This window comes from Bacillus sp. SORGH_AS_0510, from assembly GCF_030818775.1.
Classification (GTDB): domain Bacteria; phylum Bacillota; class Bacilli; order Bacillales; family Cytobacillaceae; genus Neobacillus.
Genome location: NZ_JAUTAU010000001.1, coordinates 232,597 through 256,898 on the forward strand (window position 1 = coordinate 232,597; position 24,302 = coordinate 256,898).

The following is a 24,302-nucleotide window of genomic DNA, read 5'->3' on the forward strand; positions in this document are numbered from 1 at the left end:
ACTAGTTCACCTGCACCTTCTGACAAAAATATATCTATATTTTCGTTGTTTAAAACGAGAAAAGAATGTTTATATTAAAATTCATGTATATTTATTTGACTGGAACGCTTTTTTAATGTTCCAGAGGCAATCGGAGATAGGTATACTTGGTCATGGGTAATAATGACTGATTTATAAGGGTTTTTAGATAAATTGATTACCTTCTCTTGGTGATGCTTTAGGAATTCTTCCACAAGCGAAGAGTGTTTTGCACTCTCTTTATCCAAAATAGAAATAATATCTTTTGCCCTAATATTTAAATCTTCTCCTATGTGGATATACATGGTACACCTCAGTTTTCTTTCCTAATTACACCAGCCTCAACAACATAAGTTGAAGCTTCCTTTAATGTTTGATGGTCAATCCCTTCGACACTTGTGGTTGTCACAAATGTTTGAACCTTCCCTTGAATGGTATTCAGTAAATGGGATTGTCTGTAATCATCTAATTCAGATAACACGTCATCAAGCAGTAAAATAGGGTACTCACCAATCTCCGAATAGATTAGCTCGATTTCCGCAAGTTTTACAGAAAGGGCCGTTGTCCGCTGCTGTCCCTGTGAGCCAAAGGTTTGAACATCTCTACCGTTCACCAAAAATAATAAATCATCACGATGAGGCCCAAAGAGGGTCGTACCTCGTTCAATTTCTCTTGACCGGACCTTCGCAAATTTTTCTTCAAAGCTTGCTATCATCTTCGACAAATCTTGTTCTTCTAATACCTCAACTGAAGGCTTATAGGTAATTTCTAGCGTTTCTAATCCCCTTGAAATTCCTTGATGGATTGGTTTTGCCCAATTCTCTAGCAACCGTAAGAATTCAAACCGCTTTGTGACAATTTTAACGGCCATTTGAATGAATTGCTCTGTTAAAATCTCCAGCATCGTTTGATCTGATTGTTTTTTTATTTGCATCATTTTTAAATAATGATTACGCTGTTGAAGTATTTTTTGATATTGACTCATATCATGTAAATAAATTGGCGAAACCTGCCCAATTTCCATATCTATAAACCGTCTTCGCACCTGCGGGCTGCCTTTTACAATATTAAGGTCTTCAGGCGCAAACATCACCACGTTCAGATTTCCCACATATTGACTTAATTTTTGCTGTTCAATATGGTTGCACTTCGCCTTTTTTCCTTTTTTGGAAATAATTAATTCCAGCGGTAAAGAGCTGTGCTGTTTTTGAACCCGTCCTTCTATTTTAGCATATTCTTGGTCCCAACGAATAAGTTCTTTGTCATTAGAGGTACGATGAGATTTTGCCATTGCAAGTACATAAATGGACTCCATCACATTCGTTTTCCCCTGGGCATTTTCGCCCAAAATGACATTGACTTTATTTTCAAATTCTACGAATAACTCTTCATAGTTTCGATAGTTATTTAAGGCTAATTTTTCTATATACATGGCAACGCATCCTTTAAGCTAGTCGGTAATCACAAACTCCCCAAAGCCAGCAATTTGGACTTTGTCACCTGCGCGAAGCTTTCTACCTCTTCTTTGATCTTGTTCACCATTGATAAATACTTCATGTTCGCTCAAAAACCATTTTGCCATTCCACCTGTTTGAATTACATCAGCCGCTTTTAAAAATTGACCTAACGTAATAAATTCTGTGTCTAGCTTTACTTTTTCAGGCATGTTGTCACCCTCATTTCTAAAAATGGTCTCAATACTTTATTTTACTAAAAAAATCATCAGGATACAAAGAAAACCAAAAAAGAAATTTATAAGTAAAGAAAGCCGCCAAAATTAAATGGCGGCAGCTTATAAATTTGTATATTTGTCTAGTATGTTCTTACAGGTAAGATCAGCTGTAAAATGCTTTCGTCATGAAGCGGGCGAATTAAGAATGGGCGCATCGCTCCCGTGAAGCTTACCTTAATATCTGTTCCTTCAAGTGCCTTTAGGGCATCCATCATATATTTTGCACTAAAAGAAATTTTCAAATCTTCTCCCTCAATGGAAGAGCTTTGAATCTCTTCGACTACCTTTCCAATTTCAGGAGTATTAGAAGAAACCTCGATAATTCCATCCTCAATCGTAGAGAATTTTACGACATTATTTCTTCCTTCTCGTGCTAATAGGGAAGCACGGTCAATCGCTTGAAGGAATTCCTTTGTATTAACTGTTACATCCGTCTTACTTTCATTTGGAATCAATCTTGAAGTATCAGGGTAATTGCCTTCTAACAATCTTGAAAAGAATAGTAAGTGCTTAGCTTTAAATAGGATTTGATTTTCAGTAATAACTATATCGATTAGTTCATTGGAATCATCAATAATTTTGCTTAATTCATTTAGACTCTTTCCTGGAATTACGACATTGTAGCTTTCATTATTTTCTGTTTCGATCTTCGCTTTTCTTAATGCCAGACGATGGCTATCTGTTGCAATACAGATTAATTCCCCATTTTCAATCTTCCAGTTTACACCTGTCAAGATGGGGCGTGTTTCTGAGGTGGACACTGCAAAATGGGTTTGACGAATCATCGCTTTTAGAAGGTCGGTAGCAATATGAAATTTATTATTTTCCTCTATTTGCGGTAAGTGAGGATATTCTTCTGCATCCAAGCCGTTTAAGTTAAACTCGGATTTCCCAGAGCGAATAACCGTTTGTAGGGAACCAAGAACTTCAATCTCTACAGTGTCTGTAGGAAGTTTTTTAACGATTTCACTGAAAAACTTAGCTTGAAGAACAATAGAACCAGACTGTTTAATTTCAACAATTTCATCGCCAGCATCCTCTTTAGGGATAAACGATTCAATAGAAATATCAGAGTCACTACCAGTTAAAGTTACTCCATCAGCAGCTGCAGTAATCTTAATTCCCGTTAAGATCGGAATTGTTGTTCTTGTTGTGACTGCCTTCATAACATCTTGAACACTTTGAACAAGGCGGTCGCGTTGGATGATAAATTTCATATCAAAATCCTCCGTATAGGCATATTTTTTTAGCTGTAACATATAATATTATTTTTTAAAAAAATTAGTAGAAGTACTAGTAGGTCCTGTTAGTATGTGGATAACTAGCAAATTTAACGGAAATACAGCCTATCCACATGTGGACAGACTGTGTAAAACAACTAAGAAGTTATTCACATTTTTCAACAGAAAAAAATAAAAAAAATAATTAGACCTTTAACAGATCATTTAATTCTTTCATTTGTTTTTGCAATTGCGCATCTGTTTGAAGAAGTTTTGAAATTTTTTCATGCGCATGAATGACAGTTGTGTGGTCGCGTCCACCGAACTCTTCTCCTATTTTAGGCAGCGAGTAGTCCGTTAATTCGCGAGATAAATACATAGCAATTTGTCTTGGAAAGGCAACGGATTTTGTCCGTTTTTTCGCTTTAAAGTCCTCTAGCTTAATACTAAAGTGCTCTCCAACAATCCGTTGGATCTCATGAATGGTAATCACTTTAGGCTTAGAGCTTGGAATGATATCCTTTAATGCCTCTGCAGCAAGATCTGCATTAATATCCTTATTGATTAGGGATGAATAGGCAACTACTCGAATCAATGCCCCTTCTAATTCACGAATGTTCGAATCGATTTGATTAGCGATGTAGAGCATGACCTCGTTTGGAATATCTAATCCTTCTGCCTTTGCTTTCTTCCGAAGAATAGCAATCCTTGTTTCTAAGTCAGGTGGAGTAATATCCGTAATTAAGCCCCATTCAAAGCGGGAGCGCAAACGATCCTCTAATGTGGGGATCTCTCTTGGCGGCCGGTCACTAGAGATAATAATTTGTTTGCTTTCTTCATGCAAAGCATTAAATGTATGGAAAAATTCTTCTTGTGTTGATTCTTTTCCGGCTAAGAATTGAATATCATCTATAAGTAAAATATCGACATTTCGATATTTATTGCGGAAATTTTCGGCTTTATTGTCACGAATTGAGTTAATGAATTCATTTGTGAATTTTTCGGATGATAAATACACCACTTTTGCTTGAGGGTTATGATCTAAAACATAATGGCCAATTGCGTGCATTAAGTGGGTTTTTCCTAATCCTACACCTCCGTAAATAAATAGAGGATTATAGGCTTTTGCTGGCGCCTCAGCAACTGCTAGAGATGCTGCATGGGCAAAACGGTTACCAGAACCGATAACGAATGTATCAAATGTATACTTTTGATTTAAAATACCTTGAGGAAAATCTCCAGGGTCATCCTCTTTTTTTACCTTTTTTGGCGGTAATTGCACATCATTTTCTGCTTCATTCTGGTTTTGCGGAATAATAAACTTTACAGATAGTTCTTCTCCGGTAATTTCATATAGAATCCCAGAGATTAACTGAGAATATCGCTCTTCCAGCCAATCACGCGCAAATTCATTGGGTGCTGTTATGATAAGCAAATTACCTTGAAGGGAATGGGCCTTTGTAGACTTAAGCCAAGTATCAAAGCTAGGCTTGCTTATCTTTTTCTCTATATTGGCCAGGGCAGCATTCCAAAGATCCGCAATATTTTCCAACTAGTATCCCTCCTTAATTGTATTTTTTTAATTATGTCTAACTCCCAAAAATATAGTTACTACTGAGTATTTCTTAGCAACCGGGCAATCTATTGACTAAGTTCCGCGAGAAAAAACAAGGGTTATACAAGTTGTACAACCTATTAATTTATAAATATACGAAACACTGGTTGTGGAAAAACATATAATAAGGAATAAATGTGGAGTTTCGACAATATCCACCCCTTGTGGACAAGTTTCTACATAGTGCTTGGATAAACTATCCACACCTTATCCACAATTTGTGGATAACGTAATTTGGGGATAAAGTTATTCAGAGTGAAAACACAAATATAATATCAAATAATTGCTTATGGTGCAATGCCTTTTACTGGTTTATCCACAAGCGCAACAATGTGTGCACAAAAATTGTCCACAAGTAGATGATTTGTGCAAAACCTGTCAATATGTTGTGTGGATAACGAAAAAACTGTCGAAAAAATATCCACATAGAAACTTTTGAGTTAGAGTATGTTCCAGTCCTAACTGATTGCCGCACCTGTTGATTGGAGTGGAAGGCGCGAAGATCCTCGAAAATGCTAACGCATTTCCTTCGTGCGGTGTTAACTCGATGAAACTTATTCAATGTCCTGTGGGAGTATGGTTCAGGGGAGACCCCGCAGGCGCGTTTCTCCGAGGAGGCTCGCCGAAACACCCACGAACCGCTCGCGCCTGGAGCGGAGCTCAACAGACATCTTTAAAAGAACCTTTCTTTGATAGAATTTCTGGAATATCTATAATTCATGTTCGAAAAAAACTGGAAATAGGAAACAATAATTGGAGAGGAGTTGACAATTTGGAGTAGACGTCTTTATAATAAGTAAGACTGTCGTTTAGAATTGTCAGCTATTCCTCAGGGAGGTGTCATATAATGAAAAGAACATATCAACCAAATAAGCGTAAACATAGTAAAGTTCACGGTTTCCGCAGTCGTATGAGCTCAGCAAATGGACGTAAGGTTCTAGCTCGTCGTCGTCAAAAAGGAAGAAAAGTATTATCAGCTTAGACCACTGAAACGTCTCAGTGGTCTTTTTTCTAATCAGAGGGGAGGACAGCCATTAGTTGATCTTCCCCTTTAGATTAGGAAAAGCAGGAATGGTTATAGTAGAAACTAAAAGAACCGAGCCTTAGCCAATTAGAGACTGTAGGTGTTAAATCGATGAAAAAAGAGTTTCGTGTGAAAAAAAATAAAGAATTTCAAGCAGCCTTTCAAAAAGGACGTTCATTTGCCAACCGGCAATTTGTCGTTTATGCCCTTGAAAAGGCTGACCAAGATCATTTCCGTATCGGGTTGTCTGTCAGCAAAAAGATTGGAAATGCTGTTACAAGAAATAGAATTAAACGGTATGTAAGACAATCTATCTTTGAATTGAATGAACAGCTTGCTCCAGGAAATGATTACGTTATCATTGCAAGAAAGCCAACAGCAGAAATGGACTTTTTTGAAGTGAAAAAAAGCTTGACCCATGTCCTTAAGGTAGGAAAAGTACTTAGGAAATGATAAAATACCAAGTAAATATACATAAAAAATTTAATATATTGGCAAGGAGGAAAATTTGGTTGAAAAAACGAATATTTCTTTTGTTCGGTATGCTTTCTGTCTTTTTGTTTTTAACCGGATGTAGTGAAATTAAAAAGCCGATTACTTCAGAAAGTACAGGGTTTTGGAATGAATATATTGTCTATCCACTGTCCTGGTTGATTAAAGAAGGCGCCCATTTATTAGGCGGAAGCTATGGGTTAGCGCTAATAGTCGTTACAATTCTAATTCGACTTGCTATTTTGCCACTAATGATCAAGCAGACGAAAAGCTCTAAAGCGATGCAGGCTCTTCAGCCAGAAATGAAGGCCCTTCGTGAAAAATATAGTTCTAAAGATCAGAAGACACAGCAAAAATTGCAGCAAGAAACGATGGCGTTATTTTCTAAACATGGAGTAAATCCTATGGCAGGATGTTTTCCACTCATTGTCCAAATGCCAATTCTCATTGGTTTCTATCATGCTATTTCAAGAACACGTGAAATTGCTTCTGATAGTTTCTTGTGGTTTGATCTAGGCGAAAAGGACCCATATTATATTTTGCCGATTATTGCAGGTATTACCACTTTTATTCAGCAAAAAATGATGATGGCAGGTCAAGAGCAAAATCCGCAAATGGCTATGATGGTATGGATGATGCCAATCATGATTGTTTTCTTTGCATTTAGTTTCCCGGCAGCTCTTTCATTGTACTGGGTTGTTGGTAATATCTTCATGATTGTTCAAACCTATTTTATTAAAGGACCGGATTTAAGGGCTAACGCCACCGGTAATGTGGGAGGAGCAAAAAAGTGAAACAGGTAACTGCTACAGGACAAACTGTCGAAGCAGCAGTAGAATCAGCTTTAGCTCAATTGAATACCACCAAAGACCGCACAGATGTTGACATTATTGATGAGGGTAAAAAGGGGATTTTTGGAATTTTCGGCTCGCGGCCAGCTGTCGTAAAAGTAACTGTAATCATTGATCCAATCGAAGAAGCAAAGAAATTTCTGTCACAAGTAAGTGAGCAAATGGGGGCACCGGCAGAAATTGAAATCAGACGTGAGGGTAAAAATGTTACTTTTGTGATGACTGGAGAAAAGATTGCTTTATTGATTGGAAAAAGAGGTCAAACATTAAATTCATTGCAATATTTGACCCAGTTAGTGATTAATCGCTTTTCCAAGCAATATTTAAATGTCATCTTAGATGCTGAAGATTATCGAAACAGAAGAAATGAAACATTGATTCAACTTGCCCATCGTCTAGCCCAGAAGGCAGTGAAGTCGGGAAAAGAAGTTTCCTTAGAACCTATGCCTTCCTATGAGCGAAAAGTCATTCATACCGCTTTGTCTGAAAACAGACGTGTTAAAACATCCTCTGATGGAGCGGAACCACATCGTTATGTGGTGATTAATCCCGTCAGAAGATAATCATTCTTAGTAAAAGACATCCTACTTTATAGGGTGTCTTTTTTTTAGGCTCTTTTCTAAGGCATGGTTGCTTTTGGATACCTTTTTTAAGGTTCGTCCTAATAAATAGACGGAAGAATTCCGCTTATTTGTTTTTAAAACGCAAAAATAGAGCACTTTTCTTTGAATAACCGGAAAAATTCCGTTTATTTATTGCTCTTCTAAGGAGGCAATCCAATTGGCCAGCTTATTAGTAGCAAAGATCCTGGAGCGGAAATCAACAGACAAATTTAAAAAAACTTTTAAATAGATGAATGTTAATAACTAACTTTGAGTTTTCGTTTTATTGTTATTCACATGTGGATAAGTTAAAATAATAAATAGACATTTTTTTGACTGTGGATAATTGATTTGCTTTTTTAACGGGGATTCCTGTGGTATTCTAATAATTTGAGAAAAAATTTCCGATTGATATATAGATGAATTTCTTTATGTGAGGTGAAGAACATGGAGTTTGATACGATTGCAGCCATCTCTACGCCAATGGGAGAGGGTGCTATTGCGATTGTCAGATTGAGTGGTGATGATGCCATTCAAATTGCAGATAAGCTTTTCAAAGGTGTTGGCGGGAAAAGGCTTCTAGATATGCCATCACACACCATTCATTACGGACATTTATTTGACCCAAAAAGCGATCAAGTGATTGAAGAGGTAATGGTTTCAGTCATGAAGGGGCCGAAAACCTTTACGAAAGAGGATGTTGTTGAAATTAACTGTCACGGCGGGATGGTGTCTGTTAATCGAGTATTACAGCATGTACTTAATAATGGGGCTAGGTTAGCCGAACCGGGTGAATTTACAAAAAGAGCATTTTTAAATGGACGGATTGATTTATCCCAAGCAGAAGCGGTAATGGATTTAATTCGGGCAAAAACTGACCGAGCGATGAATGTAGCTCTCGGTCAAATGGAAGGTCGCCTTTCTAATTTAATTCGCCGACTTCGTCAGGAGATTTTAGAAATTCTTGCACACGTCGAAGTAAATATAGATTATCCAGAATATGACGATGTAGAAGAAATGACGCATCACATGTTGATTGAAAAAGCGACATTTGTAAGGGAAGAAATTCAAAAGATCCTCCAAACATCGCAACAGGGAAAAATTTTACGAGAAGGTTTATCTACGGTTATTGTCGGACGTCCGAACGTTGGAAAGTCGTCATTACTTAATAGCCTCGTTCATGAAAATAAAGCAATTGTAACAGATATTCCTGGGACCACACGTGATGTCATTGAAGAATATGTGAATGTCCGTGGAGTACCATTAAGATTACTGGATACAGCGGGTATCAGGGAAACAGAAGATATCGTGGAGCGGATCGGTGTGGAACGTTCACGTCAGGTATTAAAGGAAGCCGATTTAATTCTACTGGTATTGAACTACTCCGACAAGCTGACAGTAGAGGATGAAAACCTATTTGAGGTTGTTAAAGGAATGGACGTTATTGTCATTATTAACAAAACTGATCTCCCACAACACATTGATATGGAACGAGTGCAGCAGCTTGCTGAGGGACATAAAATTGTAACGACATCTTTGTTGGAAGAACGGGGTGTCGATGAGCTCGAGGAAGCGATTGCCTCATTGTTCTTTGCAGGATCCATCGAAGCAGGTGATATCACCTATGTTTCAAACAGTCGTCATATTGCATTGCTAAACCAAAGTCTTCATGCCATTGAAGAGGCGATTGAAGGAGTAGAAGCAGGTACTCCAATTGATATCGTTCAAATTGATTTAACAAGAACATGGGAACTACTTGGGGAAATCACGGGTGAAAATGTTCATGAAAGTTTAATTGATCAGCTATTTTCACAGTTCTGTTTAGGGAAATAAGCTATGTTTCCGTTATGACGGAAAAGGAGGAACAACATGCAATACGAAGCAGGAAGTTATGATGTCATTGTCGTTGGGGCTGGACATGCAGGCTGCGAAGCAGGCCTTGCCGCTGCAAGACTTGGCGCAAAAACATTAATGATTACCATTAATTTAGATATGGTTGCCTTTATGCCTTGTAATCCATCTGTTGGTGGACCAGCAAAGGGAATTGTGGTGCGTGAAATCGACGCACTTGGCGGTGAAATGGCGAGAAATATAGATAAAACCTATATTCAAATGCGGATGCTTAACACTGGAAAAGGTCCTGCGGTCCGTGCTTTACGCGCGCAGGCAGATAAATTCGACTACCAACATGAAATGAAGAAAACACTCGAAGAAGAACCAAACCTAACATTACTTCAGGGTATGGTTGAAAATTTAATTGTTGAAGATGGAATGGTAAAAGGGGTCGTCACAAAAACTGGAGCCACCTATTCTGCAAAAACAGTTGTAATCACCACTGGAACTTACCTTCGCGGGGAAATTATTCTGGGTGAATTAAAGTATTCCAGCGGTCCAAACAATCAACAACCATCCATTAAGCTGTCTGAACACTTAGAGGAACTTGGTTTTGAGTTAGTCCGTTTCAAGACAGGTACACCACCTCGTGTAGATGGAAATACGATTGATTATAGTAAAACGGAAATACAGCCGGGCGATGAAGAGCCAAGGGCATTTTCTTACGAGACGACAAAATTTATTACCGATCAGTTGCCATGCTGGTTGACCTATACAAACGATCGAACACATCAATTAATCGATGATAATCTACACCGTTCCCCAATGTTCTCTGGAATGATTAAGGGGACAGGTCCAAGATATTGTCCGTCGATTGAGGATAAAGTGGTTCGTTTTAATGATAAACCTCGTCATCAAATCTTCCTTGAGCCAGAAGGAAGAAATACGAAGGAAGTCTATGTTCAAGGGTTATCGACCTCTCTGCCAGAAGATGTCCAGCATCGAATCCTTAAAACGATACCTGGGTTAGAGGAATCTCAAATGATGAGAGCCGGATATGCCATCGAGTATGACGCAATTGTTCCTACGCAACTTTGGCCGACTCTAGAAACAAAAGTTGTGAAAAATTTATATACAGCAGGACAGATTAACGGAACATCCGGTTATGAGGAAGCAGCAGGCCAAGGAATCATGGCAGGGATCAATGCGGGGCTTAAAGCATTAGATCGGGGAGAATTAGTGCTTAGCCGTTCTGATGCTTATATTGGAGTATTAATTGACGATCTGATTACGAAGGGGACAAATGAACCATACCGTTTGTTAACGTCTCGTGCAGAATACCGTCTATTATTACGTCACGATAATGCGGATTTAAGGCTGACTGAAATTGGTCATAAAATTGGCCTGATTCGCGATGACCGTTATGAAGCATTTTTAGCCAAAAAGGGAGCCATTGAAGCAGAAAAGGAACGTCTACAGTCCATTATTTTAAAGCCATCTGCAGAAGTCCAAGCTGTTATTCGAAGTGTGGGCGGCAGTGAGCTTAAGGATGGTATTCATGCGGCCGATTTGCTAAAAAGACCTGAAATGACGTATGAGTTAGTTGAACAACTGACAAAGAGTGACATTGAATTAGATACTGATGTAAAAGAACAAGTAGAAATTCAAATTAAGTATGAAGGTTATATTGAAAAATCACTACAGCAGGTAGAACGCTTAAAGAAAATGGAGAACAAGAAAATTCCTGAAAATATTGATTATGATGCAATTAACAGCTTAGCGACAGAAGCGAAACAGAAGCTAAAGCAAATCAAACCATTATCCATAGCTCAGGCCTCTCGTATTTCTGGGGTAAATCCTGCCGATATTTCAATCCTCCTTGTCTATTTAGAGCAAGGCCGGATTGCCAAAGTTCATGAATAATAATGAAGAGCTCCCAGCATGCCCATGCATTGCTGGGGCTTGAATAGTTAGTGAGGAAATTTGTTTATGAATATTGAACAATTTGTAACTTGCCTTGCGGAAAAGGGGATCACCCTTACGGACAAGCAGCTTGATCAGTTTCAAACGTATTTTGAAACCCTTGTCGAGTGGAATGAAAAAATGAATTTAACAGCAATAACTGAAAAACATGAGGTGTATTTAAAACACTTTTATGATTCTATCGCTGCTTCGTTTTATTTTGACTTTACGAAGCCCTTTCATCTTTGTGATGTAGGTGCAGGTGCAGGATTTCCAAGCATTCCATTAAAAATTGTGTATCCTCATATTGAGGTCACCATCGTGGATTCATTGAACAAGCGGATTTCATTCTTAAATCATCTTGCAAATGTTTTACAGTTAGAAAATGTGCACTTTGTCCATGACCGTGCGGAAACCTTCGGAGTAAATCCGACTTACCGGGAGTCCTTTGACGTGGTGACAGCAAGAGCTGTCGCTCGAATGTCTGTTTTAAGTGAGCTTTGTTTGCCTTTAGCTAAAGTAGGCGGAACATTTATTGCCATGAAGGCAGCGCATGCGAAGGATGAGTTAGAAGTGGGCCAAAAAGCCATCACCACTCTTGGTGGAAAGTTGGAAAAGGTATTTACCTTTACCCTTCCATTAGAAGAGAGTGAACGGAATATTTTAATTATTAAAAAGCAAAAACAAACGCCAAAGAAATACCCTCGGAAACCGGGAACACCAGGAAAATCACCGATTGAATAGATACTGTTAAGCACCTTGTTGATTGGAGCGGAAGGCACGAAGACTCCTGTGGGAGTATGGTTCAGGGGAGACCCCGCAGGCGCTTGCGCCGAGGAGTCTCGCCGAAACACCCACGAACCGCTCGTGCCTGGAGCGGAAATCAACAAGTATGGTATGGTAAAATTATTTTGTCAAGCTAACAATTTTTCTATAAAAATGGTATCCTAGGCAGGAAGAGATTATGGGTATAGAGAATAAGTAATAGGGAGTTTCGTAAAGGTGGTGTTGGGGATGAAGCATTCGTTTACACGCTTTTTTGGCCTCGGCGATAAGGGAGAACAAGCGGTAGAGCTTGAGCAAGAGATCGATATCGAACGCAACGAGGAAATAAGAAAAATACCAATCGACCAGATTGTGGCTAATCGGTTCCAGCCTCGAACGGTATTTGACGAAGAGAAAATCGAAGAACTATCAAGAACTATTCATATACATGGGATTATTCAACCAATTGTTGTCAGAGAGTTTGAGATCGATAAATTTGAGATTATTGCAGGAGAGCGCCGTTGGCGTGCAATGAAAAAGCTTGGCTGGACCGAAGCACCTGCAATTGTTAAAAATCTATCGGATACTGAAACAGCCTCTGTTGCACTTATTGAGAACCTTCAGCGTGAAGAATTATCGCCTATTGAAGAAGCAGTGGCCTATGGAAAGCTGCTTGAGCTTCACAATTTGACACAAGAGGCATTAGCTCAGCGACTAGGTAAAGGACAATCAACCGTTGCCAATAAGCTGCGCCTTCTTAAATTACCACAGCCTGTTCAAGAAGCCTTGCTTAATAAAGTGATTACCGAGCGCCATGCTCGTGCACTTATACCATTAAAAGATCCGGAAAAACAAGTCATGCTTTTAGCAGAAGTGATTGAAAGAAATTTTAATGTAAAGCAAACAGAAGAACGCGTTGTCAGAATGCTAGAACAAAAAAATGAAAAGCCAAAACCGAAACGGAAGGCTTTTAGTAAAGATATGAGAATAGCTGTGAATACGATTCGCCAATCATTATCCATGGTAACGGACAGCGGAATCAACCTGGACGCAGAAGAAGAAGAATTCGACGAATTCTACCAATTCACTATTCGTATTCCAAAGAAAAAATAACTGAACATGGCGTGAAGAACCAGACCGGACAAGTTTGGTTCTTTTTTTATTGGAATTATATTTGACTTTTATATATCCAATGTTAATTTGGCATCCTGTTGATTGGAGTGAAAGGCACGTAGACTCCTGTGGGAGTATAGTTCATTGGAGACCCACAGGCGCGTTTCGCCGAAACACCCACGGACCGCTCGTGCCTGGAACGGAAATCAACAGACAATGTTAAAGTGCATGCTTTAATTGGACATATTCTTTATTTGAATTATTGTAAAATATATCCATATTATACATTGGAATATTTTTAGAAAATAAATAACAACGAAATCATTTCATGTTAAAATAAAGGAATGGAATTTTACATTCCTTTATAGATGTTGGATAATTAATAATAATGACTTTTAATAGAATGGAAGATTAAAATTTTTGTAGAATTAAGGTAGGTGACAACGTGGGCAAAATCCTTGCAATCGCAAACCAAAAAGGCGGAGTCGGCAAAACGACTACAAGCGTCAACCTAGGAGCCTGCTTAGCATACATAGGGAAACGTGTCTTATTAGTAGACATTGACCCGCAGGGAAATGCAACAAGCGGGGTTGGAATTGAAAAGGCAGAAGTTGAACAATGTATTTATGATGTATTAGTAGATGATGTGGAAGCAAAGGATGTTATTAAATCAACATCCGTTGATAATTTATATGCCATTCCGGCAACTATTCAACTAGCAGGGGCTGAAATTGAATTAGTTCCTACTATTTCACGAGAAGTTCGCCTAAAACGTGCTCTTGGAGAAGTGAAGGATCAATTTGATTATATTATTATTGATTGTCCTCCATCCTTAGGATTACTAACTTTGAATGCCTTAACTGCCTCTGATGCGGTGATTATACCAGTACAATGTGAGTACTATGCGTTAGAAGGACTCAGTCAATTATTAAATACGGTAAGACTGGTACAAAAGCATTTGAACCAGGATTTAAAAATTGAAGGTGTATTACTAACGATGCTCGATGCGAGAACGAATCTCGGGATCCAAGTTATTGAAGAAGTAAAAAAATATTTTCAAGATAAAGTCTATAAAACCATCATTCCAAGAAATGTGCGTCTAAGTGAAGCTCCAAGCCATGGGGAACCCATCATTACGTATGATTCAAAATCCCGCGGAGCGGAAGTATATTTGGATTTAGCAAAGGAAGTGGTATCGAATGGCTAAAGGTTTAGGAAAAGGCCTGAATGCATTTTTTGCGAATGTTGAACCTGGGAAGGAAGAGGCAGTCCAAGAAATCAAGCTGAAAGAACTGCGTCCAAACCCTTATCAGCCGCGAAAAACCTTCCATCAAGACTCCATCGATGAATTAAGAGATTCCATCATTGAACATGGAATTCTGCAGCCTCTCGTGGTTAGAAAAAGTATTAAGGGCTATGAAATTGTCGTAGGTGAACGTCGTTTCCGTGCAGCAAAAGAAGCGAAATTGGAAACTGTCCCGGCCGTTGTTCGTGAGTTATCTGAGCAGCAGATGATGGAGTTAGCGGTACTGGAAAATTTACAACGGGAAGATTTAAATCCCATTGAAGAAGGACAAGCCTACCAAACATTAATGGAGAAGCTTAAGCTCACACAGGAAGAAGTAGCAAAGCGGTTAGGAAAAAGCCGTCCACATATTGCTAACCATATCCGTCTGCTCCAGCTTCCGCAGAAAATCCAGGAACTAATCTCGGCTGAGAAAATTACGATGGGACATGGTCGTGCCTTACTTGGACTAAGACAGAAAGCAAAATTGCCAACTGTCGTGGAAAAGGTCGTGAACGAGGGGCTAAATGTCCGTCAGTTAGAAAAATTAATTCAGCAATTAAATGAAGATGTTTCACGTGAAACAAAGAAGCCGGAAAAGAAAAAGGATGTCTTCCTCCAAGAACGGGAGCATGTTCTTCGTGAGCGCTTTGGAACCACAGTAAACATTAAACAGAACAAAAATAAGGGTAAAATTGAAATAGAATTTTTCTCTCAAGAGGATCTCGAGCGAATCCTAGAAATGCTAGATCGCGAGGAAACCTTATAAACCATCTCCAGGATGGTTTATTTTTTTATAGGCTAGGTTAAAGCTTTACGCTATTTAACACACCTGTTGATTGGAGCGGAAGGCGCGAAGACTCTTGTGGGAGTATGGTTCAGGGGAGACCCCACAGGCGGGTTTCGCCGAGGAGGCTCGCCGAAACCCGCACGAACCGCTCGCGCCTGGAACGGAAATCAACAGACAATTTGAGAAATTTCTTTTCAATCTAGCAGAAAAATGATAGTTTAATACTAATATTATTTCGAGAGGCGAAAAAAGGGGAAACAATCATGTTCTTATTAGGCACATTGGTAAACGGACTTTTAATCATTATCGGTACACTTATTGGAAAAGCACTAAACCGAATCCCTGAAGGAATGAAAGTAACCGTCATGTACGCCATCGGTATGTCTGTGATGGTACTTGGACTTCAGATGGGATTAAAAAGTGAAAACTTCTTGATCGTTATCATCAGCTTGGTAGGTGGAGCTGTAACCGGAGAACTACTAAAATTAGAAGAAAAGTTAAATGATCTGGGACAATGGCTTGAATCGAAGGTTGGGTCAAATGGAAAAGGAAGCATTTCCGAAGGGTTCGTTACGGCAACTCTAATCTTTGTCATTGGGGCAATGGCAATCCTCGGTGCACTAGATAGTGGAATTCGAGGTGATCATGATGTATTGTATACAAAAGCACTGATTGACGGATTTACCGCACTCATCTTAACGACTACTCTTGGAATTGGCGTAATCTTCTCTGCTATTCCAGTCGTGCTTTATGAAGGAATAATTGCCTTATTTGCTACGCAAATTGATCGTTTCGTTCCACAGGCACTAATGGACCAGTTTATTGTCGAAATGACAGCTACAGGCGGAATCATGATCTTTGCCATTGGCTTAAATCTAACAGGAATGACAAAAATTAAAGTGGCTAATCTATTGCCTGGGATAGTGATAGTGGGTATCTGTGTGACAGTTATTTATTATTACCATAAGTTTTTCTAATAAATGAAAATTAAAAGAGCAACCGGTGCGTTCCGGCTGCTCTTTTAATTTGTCCTCTCTTCTTCTACCCAATTTAATTCAGTCCAGTTCTTCTTAGGATAAAGAAGGTTGGCCTGATAAATTCCATTTGCGATTGTTTTAGCCATTTTCATGACTAAATTTAATCGTGTATTTTGTAAAACAAAAAACTCCATAAATCCACTTACATTCACAATGCCAGTGATATGTATATCGCCCACCGCTGGAAGGTCCTTGTTCACACCAGCACCCGGCTTGACAGGACCTGTACCTACTTGTATGACACCGACATTCTTCATCCTTCCCAAACATGCATCGATTCCGATGATATATGGTTCCACATGTTTAGATTGGATCTCTTTTAGTTTTTCTGCCAGATTCACCGCATGAATAGGCTCATCTAATGTTCCGTACACATGGAAAGAAGTGAGTTTCTTTTCTTCCAACAATGTACCGACAAGCGGGCCTAATGAGTCTCCTGTCGAGCGGTCTGTTCCGATACAAACAAAAACAATTGGGCGGTTGGTTACTCTTGGGATATGAGCTAATAAATCTTCAGCTAAATGTTCTGCAGCATGGACTTCTTCGTGACTAATGCGTGTATTAGCCCGTCTGTCAAAAAGGCTTGGTTTCAGATTCACTTCGCCCACTCCTTAAATTTTGAATAGTTTTACTATTATACGGAAAAATCAGGGATTCTATACATAACAAGGAAGAAAAAGAAAAATCACAATGCTATTATCTAACATGAAAAATTGCTAAAATAGATGAGGTATTAATGGTTAAGGATGGTGTGTGGATGAGTATTACTGAAAAAGGTATTCAAAAAATAATTGATAAATTTCAAAATGAAGACACGTGGCTAAACATGGGTGAAGGTCTTTTAAAAATTGTTGCGATCATCGTCATCTCTAATATCTTAATTCGGATTGGAAAAGTAGCCATTCATAATATTTTTAAAATCAGAAATCTCTCCCCTCTTACTACTTCCGTAAGGCGCGAAGAGACTCTTTCCAAACTTCTCGATAATATTTTGTCATATGTTATTTATTTTATTGCCCTGATGATGATTCTTTCTGTTTTGGGAATTGATGTAAAAGCTCTCATAGCTGGAGCTGGAGTAGTGGGATTAGCCGTAGGTTTCGGTGCACAGAACCTGGTGAAAGATGTGATTTCCGGCTTCTTTATCATTTTTGAAGATCAGTTTTCAGTAGGTGACCATGTTCGTCTAGGGCAGTTCGAAGGGAATGTCCAAACCATTGGTTTAAGAACGACTAAAATAAAAAGCTGGACAGGTGAGGTCCATATTTTACCTAATGGTAGTATAATGGAGGTAACTAATTTCTCGCTTAATAATAGTCTTGCTATTATTGATGTGGGAATTGCCTACGAGGAAGATATTGATAAGGCTGAGAAGGTTATTCGTGAATTACTTGAAACCATGCCGGAAAAATATGAGGAACTAGTGAAAACACCCGATTATCTAGGGATTCAAAACTTTGGACCTTCAGAGGTAATCGTCAGGATTGTGGCTGAAACATTGCCAATGCAGCATGCAGGGGTTTCAAGGAAAATTCGTAAAGATATTAAATTGACCCTAGATGAACATGGAATTGAAATACCATATCCACGTATGGTCATGTATGCTAAAGATTCTGGAGTGAAAGAACCTGGAGTTTAAAGGAGAGGAAGTTCGATGGAGGAAAAAGAATTTGCCTTAAATGATGTGGTTGAAATGAAAAAGCAACATCCTTGTGGAACGAACCGATGGAAGATTATTCGCCTTGGCATGGACATTAGGATTAAATGTGAAGGCTGCGGACATAGCGTATTAATTCCAAGAAAAGAATTTTCAAGGAAAATGAAAAAGATCTTAGTGAAGCATGAGGGCTAAGCCCGTGCTTCTTTTTTTAACAAAATAAGAAAGCGTAATTCGACGTTGAGAATTGTCCAGCTCCAGCGCCTAGCCCCTCGGGTCAAATAACCTTCGTCAAGTAAAGTCAAAGAGCGACTTTTCTTGACGAAGAACATTTGCCTGTCGGGGCTGACCAAGGCGCTTGCGCTTTTCTTAAACACAGAAGTAATGGTTGGGGGTGGAGAGGTTGAAAGAAATACGAAAGGCAGCGTGTCCTTTAAACTGTTGGGACAGCTGCGGTTTTAACGTAACAATAGAAAACGATAAAGTAGTGAAAGTGGAAGGCGACCCCACCCATCCCATAACAAAAGGGAAAATTTGTGGACGAGGCAGGATGCTCGAAACAAGAACTAACTCCAGCCAAAGGCTATTGCATCCCTTAAAGAAGGTCAACGGCCAATTTGAACAGATCTCCTGGAAACAAGCCCTAAATGAAATTGCTTCAAAACTAAGGGAAGTTAAAGAGCACTACGGACCAACAGCAGTTTTGCACAGCCATGATTATGCCAATAATGGCATCTTGAAAAACTTAGACCAGCGCTTTTTTAACTGCTATGGCGGCGTAACAGAACTGTATGGCTCCCTTTGCTGGGGTGCAGGTATTGAAGCGCAAAAATGGGATTTTGGGAATGCATATAGCCATGGACCTGAAGATATTACGAATAGCAAGCACATCGTTATTTGGGGAAGAAATGTGGCAAGAACCAACATGCACTTATATGAAAAGTTACTGGAAGTAAAAAAGCAAGGTGCTAAAATCTATGTCATTGATCCTCTGTACAATGCGACAGCAAAAATAGCAGACCGATACATTTCGATTAAGCCGGGGATGGATGGATTATTGGCTGCGGCGATTATTAAAGAAATGCTTCGACTAGGAATGGAAGACCGGGAGTTTATTGAAGCGTCTACCCATGGTTTTACTGATTTAGTAGACCTTTTAGATGGGATCACGATTGAAAAACTAAGTGAAATGACAGAAGTACCTCATGAAGTGATTAACGAGTTAGCAAAAATCTACAGTGATAAACCAACTGCTACTTATATGGGCTTAGGATTACAAAGGTATCAAAACGGCGGGAATACGATTCGTTTCATTGATGCCCTCGTTGCCATCAGCGGAAACATTGGAATTGCTGGTGGCGGGGCCAATTATGCAAATCTACAAGTAGGTCAAAGTTTTTCCTATGATGAGCTGACCCTTCCCCATCGCAAACAAAGTCAGCGGCAGTTTTCCATTATGAAGCAGGCAGAAGAAGTATTAGCAGCTGTTGATCCGGAAATTAAGATGATTGTTGTCACATGTGGGAATCCAATTACACAGGTTCCAGATACAACTATTGTGGAGAAGGCATTCTCATCAGTAGAAACACTTGTAGTCATAGAACAGTTTATGACAGACACAGCCATGCTAGCTGATTATGTATTGCCAACCACCACTGCTTTTGAGGAAGAGGATATTTATTATTCTTCCATGTATCATCATTATGTTAATTATGGCCCTAAACTGGTCTCTTCTGCCGGTGAAGCGAAGTCTGACTTATGGATCTGGACAGAGTTAGCGAAACGCTTAGGATTTGGTGAGGACTTTGATTTTTCTAGAGAAGAATGGCTAAAGATGACATTCCAATCATTAGAACAAAAAGGTGTGACGCTTGAGGCACTAAAAGAAAAGCATACGGTGGAACTGCCTGTTGAACAAATACCTTGGCAGGATCACCGGTTCCAAACGCCTACAGGAAAGTTTGAATTTACAACTCTGCTAGGTGGTTCTTTAAAGCTAGCCGTACCAGAGGAGTCGAAATGGAAAAATCCAAAGCTTGCAGAAAACTATCCATATAGTTTGTTAACGATTCATCCATTACGCTCGAATCATTCGCAAAACTACCACATCTTCCCTTCTAAGCCGAAGATGAAAGTAGAAATTGCCTCTAATATTGCTGAACAGAAAAATTTACAAAATGGTGATTTTGTCAGGGTATGGAATGAACGTGGTGAAGTAAAAGGAACGATCTCGATATTAGCGACCGCTCATCCGAACACGGTCAATATCGATGAAGGCATATGGAAAGAGTTCGGTGGTTCAGTTAATAATCTAACCTCCAGCAGGGAATCCGATAATGGGCTTGGAAGTACATTATATGATTGTCTTGTAAACCTAGAAAAAATTATGTAACTGCTGCCTATGGGTGGCAGTTTTTTCTTTCTTGTCTTTTTTTGTACAAAAACCTATAATTGTGAAAGGCTTGACTATTGATTTGATGGACTCAATTTTATTTAGGCTATGTTAAAGAACATTGTGGATTTTATACCCTGTTGATTGGAGTGGAAGGCACGAAGACTCCTGTGGGAGTATGGTTCAGGGGAGACCCCGCAGGCGCGTTTCTCCGAGGAGGCTCGCCGAAACACCCACGAACCGCTCGTGCCTGGAGCGGATATCAACAGACAAGTTTAACAAAGCCAGTGTTTAAATAGATTAATTTTTGATATGAGGAGTGAAGGAAATGGCTTTAACAGCTGGTATCGTAGGTTTACCGAACGTTGGTAAGTCTACTTTATTTAACGCAATTACACAGGCAGGAGCGGAATCTGCAAACTATCCTTTCTGTACGATTGATCCAAACGTAGGGATTGTAGAAGTACCTGACCATCGTTTACAAAAACTAACGGAGCTTGTTCAACCTAAGAAAACTGTTCCAACAGCATTTGAATTTACTGATATTGCCGGGATTGTGAAAGGTGCTAGTAAAGGTGAAGGACTAGGAAACAAGTTTCTTTCACACATTCGTCAAGTAGACGCGATTTGCCAAGTGGTTCGCTGCTTTGCGGATGAAAACATTACACACGTTTCTGGAAAAGTAGATCCAATTGATGATATCGAAGTTATTAACCTTGAATTAATTCTTGCGGATATGGAATCCGTAGAAAAGCGTATTAGCCGTGTGGAAAAATTAGCTAAGCAAAAAGATAAGGATGCAGCAGCAGAATTTGAAGTCCTTGCGATGCTTCGTGATGCGTTTGAAGCAGAAAAACCAGCTCGTACAGTTGATTTCACGGAAGAACAAATGAAATTAGTAAAAGGATTACACCTATTAACGATTAAGCCTGTTCTGTATGTGGCTAATGTTAGCGAGGACGATATTGCGGATCCATCTGAAAATGAATATGTTCAAAAGGTTCGTGAATATGCAGCAGCTGATAACGCTGAAGTGATTGTTGTCTGCGCGAAAATTGAGGAAGAAATTGCTGAGCTTGAGGGCGATGAAAAGGCGATGTTCCTTTCTGAACTTGGTATTGAAGAATCCGGTCTAGACCAGTTAATCCGTGCGGCATATAATTTGCTTGGTTTAGCCACTTACTTCACAGCTGGAGTTCAGGAAGTTCGTGCATGGACATTCAGAAAGGGAATGAAGGCTCCGCAATGTGCGGGTGTTATTCACTCTGACTTCGAACGTGGATTTATCCGTGCGGAAACAGTATCCTACGATGACCTTCTAGCAGCAGGAAGCCACAACGCAGCGAAAGAAGCTGGAAAAGTTCGCCTAGAAGGAAAAGAATACGAAGTAAAAGACGGCGACGTCATCCACTTCCGTTTCAACGTATAGTTTATAGCATATTGTTGAAAACTGGCATCCTGTTAATTGGAGCGGAAATCAACAGAATAGGTTCCATGTTTAAATCATTGTAAATAGGTAAAAATGGGAACAGGGAAAGAACATTGCTTTTCCTGTTTTTCTATGCTATAATCTTAACTTGTGAGTAATGAATAATTGCTCCTTGCCCAATCGGGCCGTTTAGACCAAAAGGAGGTGACTGTGATGAATAAGTACGAAATCATGTACATCATCCGCCCAAACATTGAAGAGGAAGCGAAAAAAGCTCTAGTTGAGCGTTTTAACACAATTCTTCTTGACAATGGTGCGGAAACTGCTGAAACAAAAGATTGGGGTAAGCGCCGTCTTGCATACGAAATCAACGATTTCCGTGACGGATACTACCAAATCGCTAAAACTACATCTTCAGCTGATGCAGTACAAGAATTTTCTCGTCTTGCAAAAATCAGCGAAGATATCATTCGCCATATCGTAATTAAAGAAGAAGCTTAATATTAATATAAAATTTTTTCAGGTGCATACTGTTTCATGTGAAACAGTACCTGGAAGAAAAGGAGTTGATTCTGATGATGAATCGTGTCGTGCTTGTTGGCCGTTTAACAAAAGATCCTGATTTGCGCTATACGCCAAATGGGGTTCCTGTTGCTACTTTTACTCTAGCAGTTAATCGACCATTTTCTAGTCAAGCAGGTGAGCGTGAAGCAGACTTTATTAACTGTGTTGTTTGGCGTAAACCGGCTGAAAATGTAGCGAACTTCTTGAAAAAGGGCAGTCTTGCAGGTGTTGATGGTCGTATTCAAACCCGCAACTATGAAGGACAAGATGGTAAACGTGTTTACGTTACAGAGGTTCAAGCAGAGAGCGTTCAGTTCTTAGAACCTAAAAGCTCGTCTGGCGGCGGCGGTGGAAGAGGCGACAATGATTATTTCGGTGCACCACCAAGGGAACCGCAAGGAAACCAATATGGAGGCGGCAATCAGAATCAACGCCAGTACCAAAATCAAAACCAAAATCAAAATAAAGGTTTTACTCGTATGGATGAAGACCCATTTGCAGGAAATGGCCAAATTGACATTTCTGATGATGATCTTCCATTCTAAACACCTTTATTGACCGGGAATAATAATAAATCATAAAGGAGGGAATTTTCATGGCAGGAGGACGTAAAGGCGGTCGCGCAAAGCGTCGTAAAGTGTGCTATTTCACAGCAAACGGCATCACTCGCATCGATTATAAAGATGTAGATTTACTAAAAAAATTCATCTCTGAGCGTGGAAAGATTTTACCACGTCGTGTAACTGGTACTAGCGCTAAATACCAACGTAAACTAACAGTTGCAATCAAACGTGCACGTCAAATGGCATTATTACCATTCGTGGCTGGAGAATAATACGTTTTTTAAGGCAGTAAGGGATTACCCTTACTGCCTTTTCGTTTCTATAAAAGTTGAATGAGAACTCTTTTCTAGTCTAAAATAAGAGGATAGCTTTCATAATTAGAGGTGAAGAAGTGAAAAATGTACATAAACTAACAGAGGGTGCTATTCTTTTAGCTACAATGGCAGCTCTCATCGCAATAAGTGTTTATGTTCCCATCTTGGGTTCTATTGTAAATATTGCTGTTCCAATACCGTTTATTTTATTTTCGGCGAAAAATAATGTGAAATTCATTTCTGCTTTCTTTTTGGCAAGTATCTTGATATCCTTCCTTGCAGGATCTTTCATTGGACTGGCTCTCATGTTGTTCTATGGTTCAGTTGGAGTTGGTATCGGTTATTTGTTACAAAAAAATAAGAGTAGAAGTTTTATTTTACTTACTAGCACGCTTATCCTTACGATTGGGATCGTTGTTTTTTATAGTGCTTCAGCTGCTTTTTTTCATATGGACATCATTCATGAACTGAAGACCTCTGTAAACCAATCATTGAAACAATCGGAAGAGTTATTAAGGGCGCAAGGGCAAGAGGAACAAATTGATAAACTGCATAAGCAAAGTGCTGATATGATCAATCAGCTCACGACCCTTGCTCCATCGTTAGTGATTTTCACTGCAATCTCTGTTTCCTTTGTCATTCAGTGGATAAGCTTCCCAATTGTAAGAAGGTTTGGGGTAAAGGCCCAGCCATGGGGAAGTTTCCGTAACCTTTCCCTGCCAAAAAGTCTATTATGGTATTATTTAATTGATTTAGGTGCTATGTTTCTGTTTCACCCGCATGTGGGTACATACGGATATGCTGTAATAATCAATGTTAAATACCTATTAGAGATATTTATAATGGTGCAAGGTCTTGCATTTTTATTTTTTATTTTCCACCAAAGGTCAGTTGCAAAAGGACTTGGTGTGCTTGTTGTAATTCTTACTTTGATGATTCCAGTAGTCCGTTATATAATATTGATATTGGGCATTACTGATTTAGGCTTTGATTTTCGAAAGCAGTTTGAAAAGAAAGAGTAAGATTCACGACTAGGAGCTGAAA

25 protein-coding genes are annotated in these 24,302 nt (G+C 39.3%); 19 read left to right on the top strand and 6 right to left on the bottom strand.

What is annotated here, in order from left to right:
- Nucleotides 1-74: 74 nt before the first annotated feature.
- From remB to dnaA, 5 genes are all read right to left on the bottom strand, one after another.
- On the bottom strand, nt 75-323 hold the full coding sequence (remB, locus tag QE429_RS01295; RefSeq protein WP_307283067.1) for an extracellular matrix regulator RemB: 249 nt from the start codon (nt 321-323) through the stop codon (nt 75-77).
- 8 nt (nt 324-331) lie between these two features.
- Nucleotides 332-1,450, bottom strand: coding sequence for a DNA replication/repair protein RecF (recF, locus tag QE429_RS01300; RefSeq protein ID WP_307283068.1), 1,119 nt, complete (start codon nt 1,448-1,450; stop codon nt 332-334).
- Between the two features lie 18 nt (nt 1,451-1,468).
- Entirely contained in the window at nt 1,469-1,684 is a 216-nt protein-coding gene (gene yaaA, locus QE429_RS01305) for a S4 domain-containing protein YaaA (RefSeq protein WP_307283070.1), read from the bottom strand.
- Nucleotides 1,685-1,830: 146 nt separating this feature from the next.
- Entirely contained in the window at nt 1,831-2,967 is a 1,137-nt protein-coding gene (gene dnaN, locus QE429_RS01310; protein WP_307283072.1) for a DNA polymerase III subunit beta, read from the bottom strand.
- A gap of 208 nt (nt 2,968-3,175) precedes the next feature.
- Nucleotides 3,176-4,522, bottom strand: coding sequence for a chromosomal replication initiator protein DnaA (gene dnaA, locus QE429_RS01315; protein WP_307283074.1), 1,347 nt, complete (start codon nt 4,520-4,522; stop codon nt 3,176-3,178).
- 910 nt (nt 4,523-5,432) lie between these two features.
- Between dnaA and rpmH the strand changes: the two genes are divergently transcribed.
- The 11 genes from rpmH to QE429_RS01370 all read left to right on the top strand — a co-directional run bounded on the left by rpmH (nt 5,433) and on the right by QE429_RS01370 (nt 16,279).
- The gene (gene rpmH, locus QE429_RS01320) at nt 5,433-5,567 is read left to right on the top strand and encodes a 50S ribosomal protein L34 (RefSeq protein WP_063255153.1); all 135 of its coding nucleotides are present in this window, start codon (nt 5,433-5,435) and stop codon (nt 5,565-5,567) included.
- A 153-nt stretch (nt 5,568-5,720) separates the two neighbouring features.
- Nucleotides 5,721-6,062 (top strand): ribonuclease P protein component, encoded by a 342-nt coding sequence (gene rnpA, locus QE429_RS01325; protein WP_307283076.1) that lies wholly within the window; start codon nt 5,721-5,723, stop codon nt 6,060-6,062.
- Nucleotides 6,063-6,121: 59 nt separating this feature from the next.
- Nucleotides 6,122-6,895, top strand: coding sequence for a YidC family membrane integrase SpoIIIJ (spoIIIJ, locus tag QE429_RS01330; RefSeq protein ID WP_307283080.1), 774 nt, complete (start codon nt 6,122-6,124; stop codon nt 6,893-6,895).
- Nucleotides 6,892-7,515 (top strand): RNA-binding cell elongation regulator Jag/EloR, encoded by a 624-nt coding sequence (gene jag / locus QE429_RS01335; protein ID WP_307283082.1) that lies wholly within the window; start codon nt 6,892-6,894, stop codon nt 7,513-7,515. The genes spoIIIJ and jag overlap by 4 nt, the downstream gene beginning before the upstream one ends.
- A 486-nt stretch (nt 7,516-8,001) precedes the next feature.
- Nucleotides 8,002-9,387 (top strand): tRNA uridine-5-carboxymethylaminomethyl(34) synthesis GTPase MnmE, encoded by a 1,386-nt coding sequence (mnmE, locus tag QE429_RS01340; protein ID WP_307283085.1) that lies wholly within the window; start codon nt 8,002-8,004, stop codon nt 9,385-9,387.
- 36 nt (nt 9,388-9,423) lie between these two features.
- Complete coding sequence (mnmG, locus tag QE429_RS01345; protein ID WP_307283088.1) at nt 9,424-11,310, top strand: tRNA uridine-5-carboxymethylaminomethyl(34) synthesis enzyme MnmG; 1,887 nt, start codon at nt 9,424-9,426, stop codon at nt 11,308-11,310.
- Between the two features lie 66 nt (nt 11,311-11,376).
- On the top strand, nt 11,377-12,093 hold the full coding sequence (rsmG, locus tag QE429_RS01350) for a 16S rRNA (guanine(527)-N(7))-methyltransferase RsmG (protein WP_307283091.1): 717 nt from the start codon (nt 11,377-11,379) through the stop codon (nt 12,091-12,093).
- 270 nt (nt 12,094-12,363) lie between these two features.
- A complete protein-coding gene (gene noc, locus QE429_RS01355; protein ID WP_307283093.1) occupies nt 12,364-13,227 on the top strand; it encodes a nucleoid occlusion protein in 864 nt (287 codons plus the stop codon).
- 445 nt (nt 13,228-13,672) lie between these two features.
- On the top strand, nt 13,673-14,434 hold the full coding sequence (locus QE429_RS01360; protein ID WP_307283095.1) for a ParA family protein: 762 nt from the start codon (nt 13,673-13,675) through the stop codon (nt 14,432-14,434).
- Entirely contained in the window at nt 14,427-15,281 is an 855-nt protein-coding gene (locus QE429_RS01365) for a ParB/RepB/Spo0J family partition protein (protein WP_307283098.1), read from the top strand. Before QE429_RS01360 ends, QE429_RS01365 begins: the two co-directional genes overlap by 8 nt.
- 284 nt (nt 15,282-15,565) lie before the next feature.
- A complete protein-coding gene (locus tag QE429_RS01370) occupies nt 15,566-16,279 on the top strand; it encodes a DUF554 domain-containing protein (protein WP_307283100.1) in 714 nt (237 codons plus the stop codon).
- A gap of 44 nt (nt 16,280-16,323) precedes the next feature.
- Here the strand turns inward: QE429_RS01370 and yyaC are convergent, their stop codons facing one another.
- Nucleotides 16,324-16,938, bottom strand: a complete 615-nt coding sequence (yyaC, locus tag QE429_RS01375) for a spore protease YyaC (RefSeq protein ID WP_307283103.1) — start codon at nt 16,936-16,938, stop codon at nt 16,324-16,326.
- 158 nt (nt 16,939-17,096) lie between these two features.
- Between yyaC and QE429_RS01380 the strand changes: the two genes are divergently transcribed.
- From QE429_RS01380 to QE429_RS01415, 8 genes are all read left to right on the top strand, one after another.
- A complete protein-coding gene (locus QE429_RS01380; RefSeq protein ID WP_307283105.1) occupies nt 17,097-17,978 on the top strand; it encodes a mechanosensitive ion channel family protein in 882 nt (293 codons plus the stop codon).
- Between the two features lie 15 nt (nt 17,979-17,993).
- Nucleotides 17,994-18,191, top strand: a complete 198-nt coding sequence (locus tag QE429_RS01385) for a DUF951 domain-containing protein (protein ID WP_283920949.1) — start codon at nt 17,994-17,996, stop codon at nt 18,189-18,191.
- Between the two features lie 208 nt (nt 18,192-18,399).
- The gene (locus tag QE429_RS01390) at nt 18,400-20,388 is read left to right on the top strand and encodes a molybdopterin-dependent oxidoreductase (protein WP_307283111.1); all 1,989 of its coding nucleotides are present in this window, start codon (nt 18,400-18,402) and stop codon (nt 20,386-20,388) included.
- A gap of 328 nt (nt 20,389-20,716) precedes the next feature.
- Complete coding sequence (gene ychF, locus QE429_RS01395; protein ID WP_307283113.1) at nt 20,717-21,817, top strand: redox-regulated ATPase YchF; 1,101 nt, start codon at nt 20,717-20,719, stop codon at nt 21,815-21,817.
- Nucleotides 21,818-22,030: 213 nt separating this feature from the next.
- Nucleotides 22,031-22,318 carry a 30S ribosomal protein S6 gene (rpsF, locus tag QE429_RS01400; RefSeq protein ID WP_307283115.1) on the top strand — a complete coding sequence of 96 codons (288 nt, stop codon included), beginning with the start codon at nt 22,031-22,033 and terminating at the stop codon, nt 22,316-22,318.
- Nucleotides 22,319-22,392: 74 nt separating this feature from the next.
- Nucleotides 22,393-22,926, top strand: a complete 534-nt coding sequence (gene ssb / locus QE429_RS01405) for a single-stranded DNA-binding protein (RefSeq protein WP_307283117.1) — start codon at nt 22,393-22,395, stop codon at nt 22,924-22,926.
- A gap of 50 nt (nt 22,927-22,976) precedes the next feature.
- Nucleotides 22,977-23,216, top strand: coding sequence for a 30S ribosomal protein S18 (gene rpsR / locus QE429_RS01410; RefSeq protein ID WP_007088219.1), 240 nt, complete (start codon nt 22,977-22,979; stop codon nt 23,214-23,216).
- A 119-nt stretch (nt 23,217-23,335) separates the two neighbouring features.
- The gene (locus QE429_RS01415; RefSeq protein WP_307283125.1) at nt 23,336-24,280 is read left to right on the top strand and encodes a YybS family protein; all 945 of its coding nucleotides are present in this window, start codon (nt 23,336-23,338) and stop codon (nt 24,278-24,280) included.
- The last annotated feature ends 22 nt before the right edge of the window (nt 24,281-24,302 follow it).